General features: G+C 59.5%; 18 protein-coding genes. 8 read left to right on the top strand and 10 right to left on the bottom strand.

From position 1 onward, the window contains the following. The first annotated feature begins 50 nt into the window (after window positions 1-50). Window positions 51-695, top strand: coding sequence for an acrylate utilization transcriptional regulator AcuR (gene acuR, locus LN244_RS01285; protein ID WP_239041059.1), 645 nt, complete (start codon window positions 51-53; stop codon window positions 693-695). Between the two features lie 34 nt (window positions 696-729). On the opposite strand, the gene LN244_RS01280 is transcribed toward acuR, so the two are convergent. The 7 genes from LN244_RS01280 to eat all read right to left on the bottom strand — a co-directional run bounded on the left by LN244_RS01280 (window position 730) and on the right by eat (window position 8,615). Further along, entirely contained in the window at window positions 730-1,317 is a 588-nt protein-coding gene (locus tag LN244_RS01280) for a peroxidase-related enzyme (protein ID WP_239041058.1), read from the bottom strand. A 39-nt stretch (window positions 1,318-1,356) separates the two neighbouring features. Beyond that, complete coding sequence (gene acuI / locus LN244_RS01275) at window positions 1,357-2,343, bottom strand: acrylyl-CoA reductase (NADPH) (protein WP_239041057.1); 987 nt, start codon at window positions 2,341-2,343, stop codon at window positions 1,357-1,359. 184 nt (window positions 2,344-2,527) lie between these two features. Next, window positions 2,528-3,343, bottom strand: coding sequence for an ethanolamine ammonia-lyase subunit EutC (gene eutC / locus LN244_RS01270; protein ID WP_239041056.1), 816 nt, complete (start codon window positions 3,341-3,343; stop codon window positions 2,528-2,530). Window positions 3,344-3,355: 12 nt separating this feature from the next. Beyond that, on the bottom strand, window positions 3,356-4,741 hold the full coding sequence (locus tag LN244_RS01265; RefSeq protein WP_239041055.1) for an ethanolamine ammonia-lyase subunit EutB: 1,386 nt from the start codon (window positions 4,739-4,741) through the stop codon (window positions 3,356-3,358). A 5-nt stretch (window positions 4,742-4,746) separates the two neighbouring features. After that, the gene (locus LN244_RS01260; RefSeq protein ID WP_239041054.1) at window positions 4,747-6,081 is read right to left on the bottom strand and encodes an aspartate aminotransferase family protein; all 1,335 of its coding nucleotides are present in this window, start codon (window positions 6,079-6,081) and stop codon (window positions 4,747-4,749) included. A gap of 17 nt (window positions 6,082-6,098) precedes the next feature. Beyond that, window positions 6,099-7,085, bottom strand: a complete 987-nt coding sequence (locus LN244_RS01255; RefSeq protein ID WP_239041053.1) for a phosphotransferase enzyme family protein — start codon at window positions 7,083-7,085, stop codon at window positions 6,099-6,101. Between the two features lie 69 nt (window positions 7,086-7,154). Beyond that, the gene (gene eat / locus LN244_RS01250) at window positions 7,155-8,615 is read right to left on the bottom strand and encodes an ethanolamine permease (protein ID WP_239041052.1); all 1,461 of its coding nucleotides are present in this window, start codon (window positions 8,613-8,615) and stop codon (window positions 7,155-7,157) included. A 232-nt stretch (window positions 8,616-8,847) separates the two neighbouring features. On the opposite strand from eat, the gene LN244_RS01245 reads away from it, so the two are divergent. After that, window positions 8,848-9,792 (top strand): helix-turn-helix domain-containing protein, encoded by a 945-nt coding sequence (locus tag LN244_RS01245; protein WP_239041051.1) that lies wholly within the window; start codon window positions 8,848-8,850, stop codon window positions 9,790-9,792. 35 nt (window positions 9,793-9,827) lie between these two features. Here LN244_RS01245 and LN244_RS01240 read toward each other — a convergent pair whose 3' ends face one another. The 3 genes from LN244_RS01240 to LN244_RS01230 form a co-directional block, all read right to left on the bottom strand. Beyond that, window positions 9,828-9,995: a hypothetical protein gene (locus tag LN244_RS01240; protein WP_239041050.1), complete on the bottom strand. Its 168-nt coding sequence runs from the start codon at window positions 9,993-9,995 to the stop codon at window positions 9,828-9,830. A gap of 86 nt (window positions 9,996-10,081) precedes the next feature. Next, a complete protein-coding gene (locus LN244_RS01235; protein WP_239041049.1) occupies window positions 10,082-11,416 on the bottom strand; it encodes an ammonium transporter in 1,335 nt (444 codons plus the stop codon). 370 nt (window positions 11,417-11,786) lie between these two features. Beyond that, entirely contained in the window at window positions 11,787-14,105 is a 2,319-nt protein-coding gene (locus tag LN244_RS01230; RefSeq protein ID WP_239041048.1) for a DUF1989 domain-containing protein, read from the bottom strand. 261 nt (window positions 14,106-14,366) lie between these two features. Here LN244_RS01230 and LN244_RS01225 point away from each other — a divergent pair, with 261 nt between their 5' ends. The 6 genes from LN244_RS01225 to LN244_RS01200 all read left to right on the top strand — a co-directional run bounded on the left by LN244_RS01225 (window position 14,367) and on the right by LN244_RS01200 (window position 20,222). Next, window positions 14,367-15,503, top strand: a complete 1,137-nt coding sequence (locus LN244_RS01225; RefSeq protein ID WP_239041047.1) for a sensor histidine kinase — start codon at window positions 14,367-14,369, stop codon at window positions 15,501-15,503. Beyond that, window positions 15,500-16,192: a response regulator gene (locus LN244_RS01220; protein WP_239041046.1), complete on the top strand. Its 693-nt coding sequence runs from the start codon at window positions 15,500-15,502 to the stop codon at window positions 16,190-16,192. The genes LN244_RS01225 and LN244_RS01220 overlap by 4 nt, the downstream gene beginning before the upstream one ends. After that, a complete protein-coding gene (locus LN244_RS01215; protein ID WP_239041045.1) occupies window positions 16,186-16,962 on the top strand; it encodes a PAS domain-containing protein in 777 nt (258 codons plus the stop codon). Before LN244_RS01220 ends, LN244_RS01215 begins: the two co-directional genes overlap by 7 nt. 122 nt (window positions 16,963-17,084) lie before the next feature. Further along, window positions 17,085-18,458, top strand: coding sequence for an NAD(P)-binding domain-containing protein (locus LN244_RS01210; protein ID WP_239041044.1), 1,374 nt, complete (start codon window positions 17,085-17,087; stop codon window positions 18,456-18,458). 48 nt (window positions 18,459-18,506) lie between these two features. Next, a complete protein-coding gene (locus LN244_RS01205) occupies window positions 18,507-18,863 on the top strand; it encodes a cupin domain-containing protein (protein WP_239041043.1) in 357 nt (118 codons plus the stop codon). Window positions 18,864-19,250: 387 nt separating this feature from the next. Then, entirely contained in the window at window positions 19,251-20,222 is a 972-nt protein-coding gene (locus tag LN244_RS01200) for a PIN domain-containing protein (RefSeq protein WP_239041042.1), read from the top strand. Window positions 20,223-20,399: the final 177 nt, after the last annotated feature.

Below are 20,399 nucleotides of genomic sequence, written 5' to 3'. Positions count from 1 at the left end.
CCGGTCTAATACTGCCGATAATCCGTTCAGTATTGAAACCGCGAGACATCATGCCAAGCGACCACCCCGACAAGCCCATGCGCCGGCGCGGCCGACCGCCCAAGGACAGTGCCCGCCCCTATGCCGAAACCCGTCAGGCCCTGATTCAGGCCGGTCTCGCCATTCTGACCGAGAAAGGCTATTCCGCGGTCGGCATTGACCAGATTTTGCGCTCGGTGAACGTGCCCAAAGGCTCTTTTTATCACTACTTCAAGAGCAAGGAAGCCTTTGGCCAGGCGCTGATCGATGCCTATGCCGAGTACTTCGCACGCAAACTCGATCGTTTCCTGCTCAACACTGACATTGCCCCCCTGCAGCGGCTGCGCAACTTCATTGATGATGCCGGTCAGGGGATGGCCCGTTATGCCTTTCGGCGCGGCTGTCTGGTCGGCAACCTGGGTCAGGAGATGAGCCTGTTGCCGGAGTCGTTCCGTGAGCAGCTGAGTGGCGTTTTCGAAGACTGGCAACAACGGACCGCCCGCTGCCTGCGCGACGCTCAGGCGCAGAACGAAATTCCGGCTGACCTGGATTGCGAGCATCTGGCCGCCTGGTTCTGGATCGGCTGGGAAGGCGCCGTCCTCAGGGCCAAGCTGGAAGCGTCAACACGTCCGCTGGATATCTTTGCTGAAGGCTTTTTTCTCCGCCTGCAAACGTGAAAAAGGGCACCCTTGGGTGCCCCTGTCGATTGTCTCAGCGTGGCTGGCGACCGAGGCTGTAGAACTCGGCGTTCGGACGCATGCTGGTCACGTTGGCCATACGGTTGGACAGGCCGAAGAAGGATGAGATCGCCGCGATATCCCAGATATCATCCTCGTCGAAGCCATGGGCCTTCAAGGCTGCGAAGTCCTCCTCACCCACCGCATAGGCCTGCATTGACACCTTGATGGCGAAATCCAGCATCGCCTTCTGGCGTTCAGTGATATCAGCCTTTCGATAGTTGACCGCCACCTGATCGGCTATCAGCGGGTCCTTGGCGCGGATGCGCAGGATGGCCCCGTGGGCCACCACGCAGTACTGGCACTGGTTCAGATTGCTGGTCGCCACCACGATCATTTCTCGCTCGGCAATCGTCAGGTTGCCCGGCTTTTCCATCAAGGCATCATGGTAGGCAAAGAAGGCACGGAACTCCTCCGGTCGATGTGCCAGCACCAGAAACACGTTGGGGACAAAACCGGCTTTCTCCTGTACTGCCAGTATCCGCTCGCGGATGTCCTCCGGCATTTCGGACAGCTCCGGCACCGGGAAACGGCTGATGGCCTGTTGTTCAACTGCACTCATTACGACTCTCCTGATTGTCGGGACTCTCATCCCTGATCATTATTCGCCGGCAACCGGCACCACGATGCGTCCGCGGATCTGGCCCTTCATCATCAGCGCGGCCTGATCGATCACCTGCTCGAACGGTACGTCGGTGATCAGGTTTTCCAGCTTGTTGATATCCAGGTCCTGTGCCAGACGCTGCCAGGCCTCCAGGCGTTCAGCCTTGGGGGCCATCACGCTGTCCACACCGACCAGCGTCACGCCTCGCAAAATGAATGGCGCGACCGTGGCCGGGAAGCCCATACCCGCAGCCAGCCCACAGGCGGCCACCACACCGCGGTATTTCATTGCTGCACAGACGTTGGCCAGCACCTGACCACCGGCCACGTCGATGGCACCGGCCCACTGCTCTTTCGCCAGCGGACGGCCTTTCTCGCTGTACTCGGCACGGTCCACGATACTGGATGCTCCCAGCATTTTGAGGAAGTCGGCTTCTTCCGGGCGACCGGTCATGGCCGCCACGTCGTAACCCAGCTTGGCCAGAACCGCCACGGCCACACTGCCGACGCCGCCAGCGGCACCAGTGACCAGAATCGGGCCGTCTTCGGGTTTCACGCCCTGTTTCTCAAGCGCCAGCACACAGAGCATCGCCGTGTATCCGGCAGTCCCCAGCCCCATCGCCTGACGCTCTGTAAACGGCGCCTGCAGCGGGATCAGCCAGTCGCCCGGCACACGGACCTTCTCGGCCAAACCGCCCCAGTGCTTCTCACCCACACCCCAGCCGTTCAGGACCACCTGATCGCCCGGCTTGAAATCCGGGTTGTCAGACGACTCGACCACGCCGGCAAAGTCGATGCCCGGCACCATGGGATAACTCTTGGCGATCGGCGCACTGCCGGTCAGCGCCAGCGCGTCCTTGTAGTTCATGGTGGTATACGCCACCCGCACGGTCACATCACCTTCGGGCAACTGGGCATCGTCCAGCTCTTTGAATGCAACGGTCTGCTGATCTTCTGCCTTGTCGAGTACGATAGCCTTGAACATATGTCCTCCTGCGTGCTGAACGTTAGCGGCCCAAAGGCGGCCCTGTTAATTAGACGACCGTCTAATTAATGCCGCAAAACAGTGCGACTGTCCAGCAGTTTAGTCGAGAACACATATTTTTCCTGTTTCAGCGGGCGTGCACCAAAAGCCCATACCCTCGGGCTCCGGTGCTCGCATTCGCGATCTAATCCAGCAGGAAATTACGACGACCATCCCCTTCCAGCGCCTCGGCGTCACCGGATTCGTCCTTCAGCTCGACACCGGAGAGTTTGCGCCGCAGGGACTCCCTGACCAGCCACAGCAGGCGTTCGGCCGCATCCTGCGGCGAGATACCGGCCGGGCGGATGTTGGAGATGCAGTTGCGGGCGGCATCGGTCAGGCCGACACGCGGGTTGTAGGTGTAGTAGATGCCCAGACTGTCCGGCGAGCTGAGGCCCGGTCGCTCGCCCACCAGCAGGATCACTACTCGACTGTCCAGCAACTCACCGACTTCGTCCCCCACGGCGACCCTGCCCTGCTGCACGATGCAGACCGGTGATCGGGTCAGTCCTTCAGCCGCCAGACGCCGGTCCACCTCGGCCGCGACCCGCGCTGCATGGCGCTGTACTGCCGTGGACGAAAGACCGTCGGCGATCACGATGGTCGCGTCGCTGGCGGGTTGCTGTTCGCTCACCTGCTTCAGCAATGCCGCCGAATCGGCATCCAGCCGCCGCCCCTTGTCCGGCCGCTGCAAGTAGGTTGCGCGATCCTCCGCCTGACTGTGCAGCAACAGGCTCTGCAGCCCGGCTTCCATCAATTCAGTCTTCAGCTGCTTCACATCCAGCGGTATATGCACGGCATCCCGAGCGCGGGCATGAGCCTGCTGGAACTCCAGCTGAGGCGCCGTCGGCTGGCTGATGCCGCTGCGGCCGAGTCCGATGCGGGCATCGGTATGGCGGCGCAGGCTGGCCCAGCTGTTGGACGTTACGATCTGATGTTTATCCACAGGATTCTTTTCCACAATCAGGCCTCCTTACAACCGGTCCTGAAGATGGGCAAAGGGCGGCGGCAGCGTTGAACCGCTGGCCAGCCGATTGTCCGCGCCGAAAATGCCCATCTTCTCCAGCCAGGCGGCAAACTCAGGTGCCGGCGGCTTGTTCAGTACCTCACGCACGTAGAGGGCATCGTGAAACGAGGTGGTCTGGTAGTTGAGCATGATGTCGTCGGAGCCGGGTATGCCCATGATGAAATTGATCCCGGCCACGCCCAGCTGAGTCAGAAGCATGTCCATGTCGTCCTGGTCCGCTTCAGCGTGGTTGGTGTAGCAGATGTCACAGCCCATCGGCAGGCCCAGCAATTTGCCGCAGAAGTGGTCCTCCAGCCCGGCGCGGATGATCTGCTTGCCGTCGTACAGGTACTCCGGGCCGATAAAGCCGACCACGGTATTCACCAGCAGCGGATCAAAACGGCGCGCCACGGCATAGGCGCGGGTCTCGCAGGTCTGCTGGTCAACGCCATGATGGGCATTGGCCGACAGCGCGCTGCCCTGACCGGTCTCGAAGTACATGACGTTCTGGCCCACGGTGCCGCGCCCCAGCTCCAGCGCCGCCTTGTGCGCCTCGTCCAGAATCGACAGGCTGATGCCGAAACTGTCGTTGGCCGCCTGAGTACCGGCAATGGACTGAAACACCAGATCCACCGGCGCGCCCCGATTGATCGCCTCCAGATGGGTGGTGACATGGGTCAGCACGCAGGACTGAGTGGGGATTTCGTAGCGCTGGATCACCTCGTCGAGCAAGTGCATCAGCCGGGTCACTGCATGGTAGTTGTCGGTGGCCGGGTTGATGCCGATCACCGCATCGCCATTGGCATAGAGCAGGCCATCCAGCACGCTGGCGGCGACGCCGGCCGGGTCATCGGTGGGGTGATTGGGCTGCAGCCGCGTGGACATTCTGCCGCTCAGACCGATGGTGTTGCGAAAGCGGGTGACCACTTCGGTTTTCTGCGCCACCAGAATCAGATCCTGTATCCGCATGATCTTGGACACGGCGGCCACCATCTCCGGCGTCAGCCCCGGCGCCAGTGCGCTCAGGCTCTCGTGGCTCGCATGATCGGACAGCAGCCAGTCACGGAAGTCGCCCACCGTCAGATGAGCGACCGGCGTGAAGGCTGCAGCATCATGCGTATCGAGGATCAGCCGGGTGACTTCGTCCTGTTCATAGGGGATCAGCGCCTCGTTCAGGAACTGTTTCAGCGGCACCTCGGCCAGGCAGCGCTGCGCCGCCACCCGCTCGGTGGCGTTCTCCGCCGCGATGCCCGCCAGACAATCGCCGGAGCGCAGCGGCGTCGCCTTCGCCATCAGGGTTTTCAGGTCCGGGAAGGCATACCGGGTCTGACCAATATCAACGTGATAGCCCATGCGACTCACCCCGCCGTTGCCCTGATCGACTGTTCAAGCCGATCCAGAAACAGGTCCGCTTCAGCCCGTGCGATACAGAGCGGCGGACGGATTTTCAGCGTGCTGCCGGACTTGCCGGCGGCACCGATCAGCACCCCGTTACGCTTGAGGTCGTTGATGACCGCCGTGGTCCGGCCTGCATCCGGCGCGCCGTCCCGGGCCGGGTTGCACAGGTCAAGGCCGATGAACAGGCCTGCCCCCCGCACCGCGGCCACCTCCTCAAGGGTAGACTGCAGTCCCTCGAGCTGCTGCTTCAGATAATCACCCTGCTGACGGGCATTGGCAATCAGCGCTTCCTCTGCCAGCACATCCAGCACCGCCATGCCGGCAGCCACCGCAACGGTCGAACCGCCGAAGGTATTGAAGTAGCCCACATCGTCATTGAGTGCAGCCAGCAGCTCTTCCCGCGCCGCCAGCCCTGACATCGGGAAGCCGTTCCCCATCGGTTTGCCCATGGTAACCACGTCCGGCGTAATCTGATGACGTTCGAAGCCCCACATGCTATGGCCGGTGCGGCCGAAACCGGGTTGGACCTCATCGGCAATGAACAGCATGCCCCTGGCCTGGAGCCATTCCACCGCCGGCTTGAGGAAGCCGGGCGGGTCGGCAAAGATGCCGTCGCTGGAGAAGATCGAATCCACCAGCAGTGCGGCACAGCCGTATCCCAGCGCATCCAGACGCGCCACACCAGCACGCACCTGATCGGCAAACCAGGCGGAAGGGTCGGCCTGCTCAGGCATCAGCGAAATCGGGATGACATGCACATGCTCGGGCAGCGTGCCTTTCTTGAAAGATGAGGGCGACACCTCGGTCACGGCCGAGGTGTTGCCATGGTAGGCCGCCTCGGTGACGATGATACCCTGCTGCCCAGTCCACTGACGCGCCAGACGCAGGGCCATATCGTTGCTTTCACTGCCGGTGCACATCATCACCAGACGGTTCAAAGGCGGTGGCAGCGTGGCCAGCAAGCGCTCTGAATACCGGTGTATGCCTTCATGCAGATAGCGGGTGTGTACATTCAGCGTGCCCATCTGCTCGGCCACCGCCTGCACCACTCTTGGGTGACAGTGCCCGACAGAGGGTACATTGTTGTACACATCCAGATAGCGCTGTCCCTGATCGTCAAACAGCCAGACCCCTTCGCCCCGGACGATGTGCAGGGGCTCCTCATAGAACAGCATCGAGGTGGGGCCAACGGTTTCCAGACGCTTGCGCACCAGCGCCCTGATCCGCTCATCGGTCTGCTGAAGACGATCGAAACTGAATGCATTCTGATCCAGAATGCCACGGATATCGCTCACGGTAATGCCTCCTCGCCTCAGCCATGATCCTGCAAATACTGTCGGGCCAGCTGGGCTGTCCCTTCGATGTAGCCATCAATCAGGCCCTGTGCCCCCTCGCTGTCGGCATGCGAGGCCAGCCAGGCACTGAGCATGATGCGCCGGATCATGACGAAGGTATCGAGCATCGCTTCATCCGCCGCGGTAAATTCGGCGACCGAGCGATAGCCCTGTACCCAGGCCTCGCGCAGCTGCGGGATGATCGGGTCCAGTTCGTAGAAGCTGATCGCCGCCGCAAAGTCATAGGCATACCAGCAGAAGCCGCTGTCATCGAAGTCGATGATCGACAGCCGGTCCCCGTCCACCAGCAGGTTGGCCAGACGCAGATCCGCATGCACCAGCCCATAGCGACCAGCGCCCTGCCCGTAGTCGGCAATCGCCTGCTCGATGCGCCCGATCGCTGCATTGATCAGGGCCTCATCAACCGACGTTAGCCCCGGGGCATCACGCCAGTCGCCCCACAGGCCGTCAGGGGCAATCATGGTGTCCAGATTCCAGCGCTTGCGTACGAACCACTCCGGCGGCTGCCAGTCCCGGCTGTGCTGATGCAGCCTGGCTGTCACCGCGCCCAGCTTCTCGAACCAGTGGGGCAGGCTCTGCCCGACATCGGGCTCAGCCCCCTTCACATGTTCAAAACCCACGGCAAAAAAGTCGCGCCCTTCGGCATTCACACTGATCACCGGGCTGCCGTTTCGGGTATCCAGCGGTGATGGTGTATGGACCCGCCCCGAGGCACGCAGGTCGTTTATCCATGCCAGTTCTGATTCAATTTCCTCGCGCACATGATAATCAGGCCGATGCACACGGATAATTATTTTCCGATCCGTGTGACGGTCACGGGAAATAAAAGTGGCATTTTCAGACGTCGTCAGTAAATCGATATGAGCGTCAGCCGGCATCTGCCAATATTCAAGACACTGTCCCAGTTCCGCCCTGAGAGTATTCACCAGAGTATCGGTATACATCTGATTATCTCCATCCTGTAAAAACATTTACTGCCAGAAAACCCGCACCCAAAGGTGCGGGCCTGATATTCAGGCGCGAGATGTATCAGCCTGCAGCGGCAACTCGGCTTCAGGCAGGTGAACACCGTCCATTTCATCAAGATCGTGTTCCGCATCGAGAATCAGTGCCAGCTCCTCATCGGCGGATTTGGCGACCAGATGACGTCGGCCGTAGACGAAGAAGTAGACGGCACCAATGACGAACAGCACCAGGGTGTAGTTGAAGGCGCGCGGATCAAAGGCGTAAACACCGGTCATTGCCACCAGCGACAGCACCAGCGCAATGGATGAGGTGAAGATGCCGCCCGGGGTCCTGTAGGGGCGTTTCAGCTCCGGACGACGCAGGCGCAGCAGGATATGGCTCAGGGCCATCAGTGCGTAGGAAATGGTCGCCCCCACCACCGCCATGCCCAGAATCAGGTCACCTTCGCCGGTCAGCGAGACCAGAAAACCGAAGATGCCCGGCACGATCAGCGCCCAGGTCGGCGCCTTGCGCTTGCTGGTCAGCGAAAGCGCCTTGGGCAGATAGCCGGCACGGGACAGGGCGAACACCAGACGGCTGTAGCCATAGATCACCGAGAAGAAGGAAGCGATCAGACCGGTCAGGCCCAGCACGTTGATCGCCGTCGCCAGACCACTGCTGCCGGTTGCCTTGAGCGCATCCACCAGCGGTACGCTGCTGCTGCCGATCGCATCAGCGCCGGCGGCACCCGCCAGCAGGAACATGACCAGCGCCGCAGTGAACAGCAACACAATCATGGCACCGATGATGCCCTTGGGCATGTCACGGGCGGGGTCGCGCGCTTCTTCTGCCGCCAGAGGAACCCCTTCCACAGCAAGAAACAGCCACATGGCAAAGGGCAGTGCGGCCCAGACGCCGTACCAGCCGAACGGCAGTATCTCACTGGCACCAGCCGCATCGGTCGGCGCGATATTGAACAGGTTGGCCGTCTCAAAATCACCGATCAACGCAATCGCCGTGGCCAGAATAGCCACCACCGCCAATCCGCTGATTACCATCATGGTTTTCAGCGCCTCACCGACACCGGCCAGATGGATGCCGATGAAAATGGCGTAAAACAGCGCGTAAACCCAGGGACCGTTGATTCCCAGCAACTCCTCAACGGCGGCGCCGATAAAGATCACGATCGCCGCCGGTGCCAGTGCGTACTCGATCAATACCGCCAGCCCCGTCAGGTAGCCCCCGGTAGTACCCATGGTCTGGCGGGCAAAGCTGTAGCCGCCACCAGCCGCCGGGATCGCCGCCGACATCTCGGCAAGCGAGAGCACCAGCGCAAAGTACATGGTCGCCATCAGTGCGGCCGCGATGGCAAAGCCACCCCAGCCCGCTTCGGCAAGGCCAAAGTTCCAGCCGGCAAAGTCGCCGGATATAACGTAGGACACCCCAAGACCCGCCAGCAGGACCCAGCCCGCGGTCCCCTTCTTGAGCTGGCGCTTGGCCAGATAGTCCTGATCGATCGTATTTGCCATGAGCATTCTCCTGATCAATAACCTTATTCGTTGTCGATGCCCATTCCCTTTCGCTGCCTCCCAACGAAAGGGAATGGATATTGCTAGCTCTTTCAGCGTAACGAGAGCGTGCAAACGCCGGTTATCAAAAATTGGCAAAAGTGCATGGGCAGGAGTAAATACGATGGTGCGGACTTGGCAGAATCAAAATACAGCGTCCATACTGGATCGAAAAAATAATAAAGAGGCCAAAGTGCACCAAAAAGAACAAAAAGCACCACAGAGGTGCATATCCGTTTCGGATGACATTAATGAACAGGCCTTCAATCTGACCGACTGGAATCAGGAATATAACCAGTACAGCAGCGGCCGTTTTCAGGGCCGTGTCGAGGAATGTCAGTTTGACGGCATCCAGTTGATCAACGAATACACCAATCAGGCACTGCATCAGCACTGCATGGTCTGGCCTGACTCCTTCTGGGTCGGCATCACGAGCAAGCGGGAAGAGTTCCGCATCAACGGCCAGTCCGTCGAGCAGGAAGATCTGCTCTGGCGTCACGGCAGTACCCCCTTCGAGCTGGTGACACCGGCTGATTGCAACATCCTCAGCATCGTGGTGCAGCGTGAAGAACTGTTCGGCCTGGCTGCACGCCAGGGCATCGCCACCCAGCCCGGCGTCGCCGGTGACAACCCGCGTCTGCGCAGCAGCCGACATCAGGTCGAGGAGCTGTCGCTGCTGGTCACACGGATACTGGCAGCAGCCGACGAGGGCATGGATACCGAGATCCACAAGGACCTGCTGATCCAGCAACTGTTGAACCTGCTGGACACGGCAGAAGTCAACGAACGGGTCATTCCAAGCTACCGGCATCGCAAGGCGGTCGTGGATCGGGTGCGGGAGTATGTGGATGCGGCCGGTGATCTGCCGGTCACCATGACCGCCCTCTGTGACCTGGCCTGTGTCAGCCGGCGTACCTTGCAGTACAGTTTTGAAAGCATTCTGGGCATAAGCCCGGTGCAGTTCCTGCGTGCCACCCGACTCAACCGGGTGCGTCGCAAGCTGCTGTCCGCCGAGAGCATCTCCATCTCCGATGCGGCGGCCAGTCAGGGCTTCTACCATCTGAGCCAGTTTGCCACCGACTACAGACGCCTCTTTGGCGAGCGCCCTTCCGAAACCCTCAAACGCGTCTCTCACTAAGCGCCGAGGGAGGCCTAAGCCTCCCTCGAATCGGTTTACAGATGCTTGTCGAAAGACTCTTTCTCGTGCTTCATGATGCTGGCATTCAGAAAGAGATAGATACCCACGGCCGCGGCCAGACTGATGGCAATGCCGGTCGGGCTGTCGGAAAAAGTAAAGTAGGTGGCAACGTTTTCCCAGCTGGTAATCGGACTTGAGAACATGTTGTGCTCCTCGGTGCCTTTCGCACCCTTAGTGACTCATCTTGCATTATCCGGCGCTGCCGCAGCAGCGCCGTTTCAGGTTAGGCTCAGACCAGTTTTTCCTGGCCCGGCTCCAAAGTGTTTTCCACGATCGCCTGTGCCGGCAGAGACTCCGGGTAAGGCTTGGCCGGAATTTCGACCAGGTCCAGACCGAGCACTTCCACCTGAGGCGGTACGCGCAGGGCGTTGAGTTTCTTCAGCACATAGGAGATACCCCAGCCCGGGATGAAACCGGTCAGCGCCATGACAATGGCACCAATCAGCTGGCCACTCAGCGTGATATCCGGCAGATCGCCCACGTTCGGGTAGGAGGCGGCAAACACACCGACCATCACCACACCGTAGAAACCGCAGAAGCCGTGAACGGCCACCGCACCCACGGCATCATCGACGCCCATCTTCTCGATCATGCGACCCACGATCGGCATCAGCGCACCACCGCTGGCGGCAAGCACAAAGGCCAGACCCGGATAGTAGAGATCCAGACCGGCTGCCACGGTAATGATGCCGGCCAGACCACCGGACATGGTCCAGAAGGGCTCACGGGAGGTCAGGTAGGCACCGACAACACCACCGGCAAAGCCCATCAGAGTGTTGAAGCCGAACGCGGACAGGTTGGTCGGGTTGCCATAGATGGTGGTCCAGCCGGTCTCACCGCCGTTGAAGATGATGCAGCCGCCCAGGAAGCCGAAGAAACCGACGATGATCATCATCAGACCGATCAGCGCCATCGGCAGGCTGTGCGGCGGAATGTACATGGCCACGCCATTCTGGAACTTGCCGACACGGGCACCCAGGTTCATCAACACACCCAGTGCGAAGAAACCGGCGACCGCATGCACCACACCGGAGGCACCCACATCGTGGTAACCCAGCTCGGTCAGCAGCCAGCCATCCGGATGCCATCCCCAGGCCCCGGCCAGAATCCAGACAGCGGAACCGAGAATAGCGGCCAGAATCAGGAAGGCGCTGAGACGGATACGCTCGATTACGGCGCCGGACAGGATGGAGCCGGTGGTCGCGCCGAACAGTGCGAAGGCCGCAAAGAAGATCCCGGTGCCCATATCCTGGACATCAGGTCCCATGCTCAGACTCCACGGCAGTGCGGCCGACGCATCGATCGGAATCAGGCCGTTCGGGAAGGCGTTGTATATCCACCAGCCGAAGAAGTAGAAGGTTGGAATGATGACCGAGAGGGTCAGAATATTCTTCATCCCTGAGGTCAGGGCGTTCTTGACGCGGGAAGCGCCGATCTCGTAAGCGAGGAATCCGGCGTGGATCATGAACATGATGGCGGTACACCACCAATAGAACACTTCCACATTCATCGCCTGATGCATTTCGAATGTCGCCTTGAGCGACTCCACGGTTTCCACAGTCATAGGCTTGTCCTCTTGGTGCGGAAAAGATCCGCTTTTCTGTTTGCTGCGTCGCAGCATTTAAGCCCGAGCATCCTTGCCCTTCAGTGATATTTATTTCCTGTTAAGAAAAAGCAATCCATGTGCCAAAACCAGCACCCGGTATAAAAAACTATCACAAGGATTATTTAATTAATTGTTTTATAAGTATTTTAATTATCACTCTATCCATTTGACCCACCCCGTCCGCAAGGATACAAATATCCCAGAATAATGAACGTGCATTATGTGAGGGCTTTTTTTGCATCTGCGTGCACTCATATTGTTCATTTATTATCCAGGCATAAAAAAAGCGCCCGTACGGGCGCCTTCATGAAGCCGGCCTTTTGCGGCCTCAGCTTCTTACTCTGAGCCGTTCAGGGTCGTGGAACGGCAATATCCGGACCTCGGCAGGCAAGCGCTTCTGCAACCCGTCCAGTTGCCCCACTTCCAGCCGGGTTCCCGGCTCCGACCAGGCGGGCTGTACTCGACAGAGCGCTATCATCTTGCCCAGCAAGGGGGACGCCGTGGCACTGGTGATCTGTCCCACCGGCATGCGGCCGTCATACACCAGGTCACCGTGGTGAACCGGCTCATTGCCGTCCAGCACCAGCCCGACCAGCCTTTGCCGACTTTCCGGTGCCTGTCGTTGCAGGGCGTCCCGACCGCTGAAATCCTCCTCCTTGGTTTTCATCGGTACGGTGAAGCCGATGCCCGCTTCGTAGGGGTTGGTCTGATTGCAGAACTCGTGCTCGGCAAAAATAAGCCCCGCCTCGATGCGTAACATGTCCAGTGCATCAAAACCAAGCGGTGCCAGGCCATAGGACTGACCTGCCTCCCAGATCGCATCCCACAGCTGCCCGCCGTCATCCGGGTGACACCAGACTTCAAACCCCAGCTCACCGGTATAACCGGTACGGGACACCATCAGCGGTATGCCTTCGGGACCACCGAGACGACCGATCGTGAAGTGGAACCATTTCAACTCGCTGACCGGTGTCCGATTTTCCGGTTGCCAGATCAGCTCCGACAGCAGCGCCCGGCTGTTGGGCCCCTGCACCGCGAGATTGTGCAGCTGATCGGTGGACTCGCGGATGCTGACCCGATCCCCGCGCTGTTCAGCCAGTTCACGCAGCCAGGTACCACTCCAGGAGTCTCCGCACACCCAGCGGAAAGCCTGCTCTCCCATGCGGAACAGGGTACCGTCATCGACCATGCCACCGGTTTCAAAACAGGCCGCCGAGTAGACGATCTCTCCCACCGCCAGCCGGCGTACATTGCGGGTCAATGCGTACTGCAGCAGGGCCTCGGCATCGGGACCAACCACTTCAAACTTGCGCAGCGGTGACAGATCCATCAACACCACGGCTTCGCGGCAGGCCAGATATTCGGCACGGGCGCCCCAGCCTTCGAATTCGGTCGGCACCCAGTAGCCCCGGTATTCGGCAAACTGCCGGGTTAGCTTCGAGGTACGGCTATGAAAAGCGGTCTGTTTGGTCATGCGCGGTAACTCCTCAGGCACCACGCGATGGGCAATGGCGCGCTCGAACTGGTTTTCCGCGCCATAGACGCGGACATGGATATCGGTCGGAACCCAGCCATTGGCCGGATCAATGTCATCGGGACAGGCGGAGGACGCACAGATCAGGTCCCGGTTGGCACGCAACAGCACATAGTCACCGGGACGGGACCAGGGCTCATCCATGCCGACCGTGCCACACGCCTCCACCTGGGTATTGAAAAAGAAATTGATCGCCGGCCAACCGGCACGCGGCGCCACCCCCCAGTCTTTCAGCGTGCGGTTGAAGTTGTCGCTACAGCTGACATGACCGAAGTAGCCACTGTCCTCGTAATACTTGGGGGTACAGGCCAGCAGGAAGCTGTCATGACGACCGACCGTGTCCTGCACCAGTTCCAGCATTGGCTGCAACCGGCTGTCGGCAAAGCGGGAGTAAAGCCCCGGCTGAGGTAAGGCATGACCGGCCAGCGTTCGGGTCGCAACCGCATCCAGCGTCACCTCTTCACCCTGCTCAAGCGCCGCCGCATCGAAGGCGATGAAGTCGGAACACTGCTTGCCGGCCACGTCGATGATCTGAATCCACTCTCCGGCACGGACCCGGTAGGCACGTGCACTGCTGTGCGGAATATGGATCTCCTGTACCGGTTCCGCCAGCGGAGCGGGCAGCTCAGGTGTCCGTTCAGGCAGCAGCCAGAGCGACACCTCAAGCTCACTCACCGTTGTCTGAGCGTCAGGCGTCATGTCCTCGCCCGGCGCCAGCAGGATCAGGCTGACCGGTCCGCTCTGCTCGGTGGCTTCGATCTGCAACGGCAACTGGTCGGCGGGCAGATGCACTGCCTGCTGCAACTGCGCTTCACGGATCCCCCAGCCCTCCAGCTGTCGCTGCAACCGCTGGGCCGAGGGTCGGCCACTGCTCAGATGAGCCAGGGTGACAGACGCCGACTGCACGTTGGCGTTCAGCCCAAGGGGTGCGTATACGTCAGCACCCGATGGCCCCAGCGCGACCAGCTCGCAGCACTGCCCCTGATCCGGGCTCTCGATCTGCATCAGCTCCCCGGGATGCAGGGATACCTGTATCGCGCCTTGTGCAGTCACTCTCTGCCTGACCGAAGCCGGTGGCACCCCTGCTGCCAGGGCACTCATTTGCATATTCATTCTGTCACTCCCGACACGTGCTGCTCAGGTCGCAGCTGCCTCAATTCTGTGCACGACCGGGCGTTTTGCCCTGTTTTGCAACTGCTCTGGCAGGCCTCGACCTGCAGGCAGTTACGGTCATCCACAGTAAAAATTCTTTACTTACAGTAATTAATGGGCAATGCGTCAAAGGAGCTACCTCTACGGGGGTAACCCGAACAATGCTGGCATGATGTGTGCATTTTCCTTCCAGTTATCACCAGATAGGAACAGGAGGGTAGTGTGGCTGTCAGTCTCACACGCTGGTTTGCACGCCTGCATTCGGATGCCCGGCCCGACACACGTCGCTATCGTCCGCAGCGCGAACTGCTGCATCGCATCACGCTGACGCTGATCCGCAATCCTGACGTTGGGGACAGCCTGCCGGAGTTGCTGCGACAGGGCGTCATGGCCTCGGGGTTTTCGCTGCCCATCTGGCTGGCCTGGCGGCGCGCGGCCGATGCCAACTGGAACCTGACCGGTACCGGGCGAACACCGGCAAGCCTGGAGACCGCCCGTCTTTTCTACCAGCTGGATCTGGCCAGCCGAGGTGATCGTTACCGGCTTTCCGGTCAAGACACCCTTGATCAGCAACCCATTCAGGGCCTGCGTCTGCCGGATGGCGACAGTGGCCTGCAGCTCTGGATGCTATCGCCCGTCCCCCCGCAAGCGTCGATGGATAGCTGGAGCCAACTGCTGCGCGATCTGGGCCAGGCGATCCGTGAAGGTCTGGATATTCACCAGGCTCAGGAGCAGCAGTTGCTGCGTCAGCGCCAGGAACTGCAGCAGTCACTGGCTGCCAGCCTGCATGACTCCGTTGCCCAGCAGCTCTGCTACCTCTGTCTGCAAACCGGACGGCTCGAAAAGCAGGCCGCTCAGCTCTCCAGCGAAGCGCTCAGCACACGGCTGCAGGAGATTCGCAAGCAGACCCGTCAGGCCTACCGCCAGACCCGTGAACTCATCAGCAGCGCCCGTATCCGCCTGCAACACAGTCTGGAGCAGGAACTGCAATGCGCCATCACCGAGTTTGAACAGCACTCGGGGATCATGTTCGAACTCGACAATCGGCTGTCTCCACTTGATCTGCCCGAACCGGTGGCGGTGGAACTGCTGCTGATCCTGCGTGAAGCCCTGAGCAACGCCGTCCGCCACGCCCATGCCCGCCACGTCAGCGTGCAACTGTTGCCTCACAACAACCGCGGCTTCCATATCCGTATTCAGGACGATGGCCGGGGGCTGCCCGATCAACGCAGCCCGGACAGTTTCGGACTGGGCATCATGGAAGAACGCGCACGCAAAATCGGTGCCTGCCTGCGCATCAGCTCAACGCCTGCACAGGGCACCTGTATTGAAGTGATTGCAGAGGAGATCTGTCCGTGAGCCATGCCAACGTCATCCTGGTCGATGATCACCCGCTGTTTCGGCGCGGGGTCGCCGAACTGCTGCAGGACAGTGATCGGTTCACCGTGGTGGCCGAGTTTGACGGCCCTGCCGGTGTGCTGGAAAGGATCGACCGCACCCCGCCCGACCTGCTGTTGCTGGATCTGCAAATGCACGACAGCAACGGGCTTGAGCTGCTGCAAAGCATCAAGGCCGCCCATGCGGACATCCCCGTGGTCATGTTGACCGCCTCCGATGATCCCGCCCACCTGATGGAAGCCCTGCGTCTGGGTGCGGAGGGCTATCTGCTCAAGGATACGGACCCCGAACTGATGCTGACCCGTCTCGGCGCGGTGCTGGACGGCCATATGGGACTGGATGAAGAAATGCTGCTGTTGTTGCGCGAAGGCCTGCGCCAGCAGGGCGAGACAACGGACACCCACTCGACGCCGGCCGCCGCGCCGGCAGATGATCGCTGGTACGAGGTGCTGACGGACCGTGAGCGGGAAACGCTGGTCTGGATCTCGCGTGGCCTGAGCAACAAGCTGATCGCGCGAGAGCTCGGCATCAGTGACAGTACCGTCAAGGTGTACGTCAAAAGCCTGCTGCGCAAGCTCAACCTGCACTCCCGACTGGAGCTGGCGGCCTGGGTCCACAACCACCCACTGCCGGAGGTGACGCCGTGTTAAGTCGACTGCTGTCACGACCGTCCGCATCCCTCGGGGACGATATTCCACTGGAGCGAATCCTCGACAGCCTGGATATGGCACTGGTGGTCATCGACGCCGCCGGCCATATCCTTGCGGCCAATCACCGCTGGCATGACCTCAGCGGTCACCCGAGCCGCCGGCTGTTTCACGAATACCTCCATCCCGGTGACCGTTCGGCGTGGCAACAGGCACTGCTGAAACCCGATCCCACAGTCAGTCTGCGCCTGCTGCTGCCGGAGCATGACGACTGCCGCTGGTACGAGCTGAAACTCGCCCCGCTCACCCCCGGCATTCCCTGGCCACTCAGTATCACCCTGACCGATATCAGCACCCGGATGCAGGTCGACCGCCAGCGGGATGCGGAGTGGCGCAGCCTGACCCAGTTGGTCAGCCTGTTGCCGGCCATGCTCTACCGGGGGCGCAACAATCGGGACTGGAGCATGGAGTATGTCAGTGATGGCTGTCTGGAGCTGACCGGTTACGCCCCCGAGGTGCTCACCCACCAGTCCTGTCTCAATTATGGCGACCTGATTCACCCTGAAGATGCCAATCCGGTCTGGGAGCAGGTACAGGACGCGATCAGCCGCCAGCAAACCTTCGAGCTGCATTACCGCTTGCAGCATGCCGATGGCCGGCTGATCCCGGTCTGTGAAAAGGGACGCGGCCTCTATGCCGACAATGGCGCCATTCTGGGTGTTGAAGGCGTGGTGCTGGCGTTTTCTACCCCCTCGTCCTACCCCCATTCGTAGCCCCGCGGGGGTACCTTCAACGGGGAATTTTTCCCGACGGTTCACGCGGTTAATTTGGTTATCAATGGTCACGTTCCTGTGGCCGCTCTGATCCCGACAACAGGATTGATGTGGAGATAACCATGAACAAGCGAGTAGCCATCATCGGTGCCGGTCCCAGTGGTCTGGCCCAACTGCGAGCCTTCCAGTCAGCCGAAGCCAAGGGTGCCGACATCCCCGAACTGGTCTGTTTCGAGAAGCAGGCCGACTGGGGCGGCATGTGGAATTACACCTGGCGCACCGGCCTGGACGAAAACGGCGAACCGGTCCACGGCAGCATGTACCGTTACCTCTGGTCCAATGGTCCCAAGGAGTGCCTTGAGTTTGCCGACTACACCTTCGAGGAGCACTTCGGACGTCAGATCGCCTCCTATCCGCCGCGCGAAGTGCTTTGGGACTATATCAAGGGGCGCGTAGAGAAGGCCGATGTACGCAAATACATCCGCTTCAACACCCCGGTGCGCAACGTTAGCTATGACGACAGCACCGGCCTGTTCACGGTCGCCGTCCACGACCACAATACCGACACTACCTACAGCGAAACCTTTGACTACGTGGTCTGCGCCAGTGGGCACTTCTCCACGCCGAAGATGCCGGAATACGACGGCTTCTCCACCTTCGGTGGCCGCGTCCTGCATGCCCATGACTTCCGCGATGCACTGGAATTCAAGGACAAGGACATCCTCATCGTCGGTGCCAGCTACTCGGCCGAGGATATCGGTTCCCAGTGCTACAAGTACGGTGCCCGCTCGATCACCAGCTGCTACCGCACGGCGCCGATGGGCTTCAAATGGCCCGACAACTGGGACGAAAAGCCGGCGCTGACCCACGTCGACGTGGATACCGCCTACTTCAAGGATGGCAGCAGCAAGAAGATCGACGCCATCATCCTCTGCACCGGCTACCTGCACCACTTCCCCTTCCTCGCCGACGACCTGCGCCTCAAAACCGACAACCGCCTCTGGCCGCTGAACCTCTACAAGGGCGTGGTCTGGGAGGACAACCCGCAGTTCTTCTACATCGGCATGCAGGACCAGTGGTACTCCTTCAACATGTTCGATGCCCAAGCCTGGTTTGTGCGTGACATTATCCTCGGTCGCATCCCCCTGCCTGCCAAGGAAGACATGACCGCCGACAGTCTGGCGTGGCGCGAACGGGAACTGGCACTGGAAACCGCCCAGGAAATGTACGAATACCAGGGGGCCTACATCCTCCACCTGATCGAACAGACCGACTACCCGACGTTCGACATTGATGGCGTCAACCGCACCTTCCTCGAGTGGAAGCAGCACAAGAAGGACAACATCATGACCTTCCGTGACCACTCCTATCGTTCACTGATGACCGGCACCATGGCGCCCCCGCACCATACGCCCTGGCTGGATGCACTGGACGACTCGATGGAAGCCTATCTGGCCGACGCGCCGCTGGAGCAGGCCGCCCGCAAGGCCGGCTGATCAACACACGAGTGCCGGCGTAGTCGGCGCTCTATCGAGGACACCACGATGAGCAACACCCCCGTTACCCGTTTGCCCAACCGTCAGGCTACACCGATCACCGATGCTCTGCCGGGCTGGACCGCCGTTGAGGGCGACCCCAGCATGACCACCTGGATCGAATACACCGCCGATGACGGCAGCATGATCAGCGGCTGGTGGGAAGCCACCCCCGGCACCTGGCATGCCCAATATGAGAGCTGGGAATTCATTCACCTGATGGAAGGCGCGGCGATCATCACACCGGACGGCGGCGAACCCATGGAAGTAGGCCCCGGCGACGCCTTCGTCATCGAAAAGGATTTCGTTGGCACCTGGGAAATTACCGCCCCGATCGTGAAGCACTTTGCGATCAAGCTGAAATAAACGCCCACCCGTTAAAGCCCGACCGCCCGGCAGCAGGCCCACACACCTCTGCCGGGCACCCTCACATTTCGTTGTTCTTCTATATGCCGGGGTTGGCTGCCGCGTACTCTGGGCGCTTGCTTGTCACTTCGCCGTGCTCATTTTTGACTGGAAACACGCCGAAAAATCGTAGAATATCTAAGCACTATGGACTGGCCGCTGCGGGATACTGCGCACGGCAAATCTGCAAAACGCGCATGCTTGTTTTCATCGGAAGAGAATGGCTGTGATACCTCGCTTTATCCTTTCTCCTCAAGTGCTTAGCATGGCTCTCTTAGTCGTTTAGTGATGACCAAAACATGCATGCTTACGATTAAAATGTCGGCCCGCAGAAAAAGAGCCACTTCGATGAACGTATTTATTGATACCAACGTCTTCCTGTCCTTCTATCATCTTACAAACGATGATTTGGAAGAGCTGCGTAAGCTCAAGGTGCTTTTGGAGAAAGGGGATGTAACTCTTCATCTTCCTGACCAAACAGTAGACGAATATAGGCGCAACCGAGAAACGAAGATCGCTGATGCTCTGAAGCGCCTGAAGGAACAGAAACTGAACCTTCAGTTTCCAGCACTGTGTAAAGACTATGGAGAATATGGAACGCTCCGCGAACTTCAGAAAGAATTCGAAAAGCAGCATTCATCGTTGGTCAGGAAAATATCCGAAGACATTGAAAGCAACTCCCTCAAGGCCGATCAAGTAATTCAGGAGCTCTTTGACAAAGCCGAGGCCATTGAAACTACTGAAAAGCTGATATCGAAAGCACAACTCCGAATCAGCATCGGCAACCCTCCGGGGAAGAACGGATCGCTGGGAGATGCCATCAATTGGGAGTCTTTGCTCGAGAACGTGCCCAATGCTGAGGACCTGTACCTTATTGCTGATGATCGGGACTATTTCTCAGTGCTAGACGAAAATAAGCCTAAAGAATTCCTAATCCGTGAGTGGAAGGATAAGAAAGATGCCGGTGTCTTTTTTTATCGCCGCTTGGCACCTTTCTTTAAAGAACACTATCCAGATATCAAATTGGCCAGTGAGTTGGAAAAAGAAATGGCTGTTCAGCAGCTTGTTGGAAGCAGCGCGTTTGTAACTACGCATAGCGCAATTGCCAAGCTCGCAGGATTTGAGAATTTCAGTCAATCACAAGTCACTGAGATCGTCGATGCGGCGCTAACAAATAGCCAGGTCAGTTGGATATTGGGAGATCAGGATGTATTAGAGTTTATGACTAAGTTCGCTGCAGACTACAAAGACAAGATCGAGGCAGACTCTTACGAACAGCTGATTAAAAGCCTTAAAAAGCATGAGCCCGATGAGGACTAAGATGATGATTTTCCGTTCTTAGGTACAGGCCCAACAAGTGCAGGCACTGGGAGCAAATTTCCGCTGCGCTCCAATTTTGCCCGTGTTGCAAACGTAATGCATAACAGGAGCATCTTTCTTGTTCATCACTATTGACAGCCAATTCGCGGACGGAGAGCTGTTGAGGCTTCAAGAGCT

Source organism: Marinobacterium sediminicola, from assembly GCF_022343685.1.
Classification (GTDB): Bacteria; Pseudomonadota; Gammaproteobacteria; order Pseudomonadales; family Balneatricaceae; genus Marinobacterium; species Marinobacterium sediminicola.
Note: the sequence above shows the minus strand (reverse complement) of the source record. Positions and strands in the feature narration are given on the sequence as shown.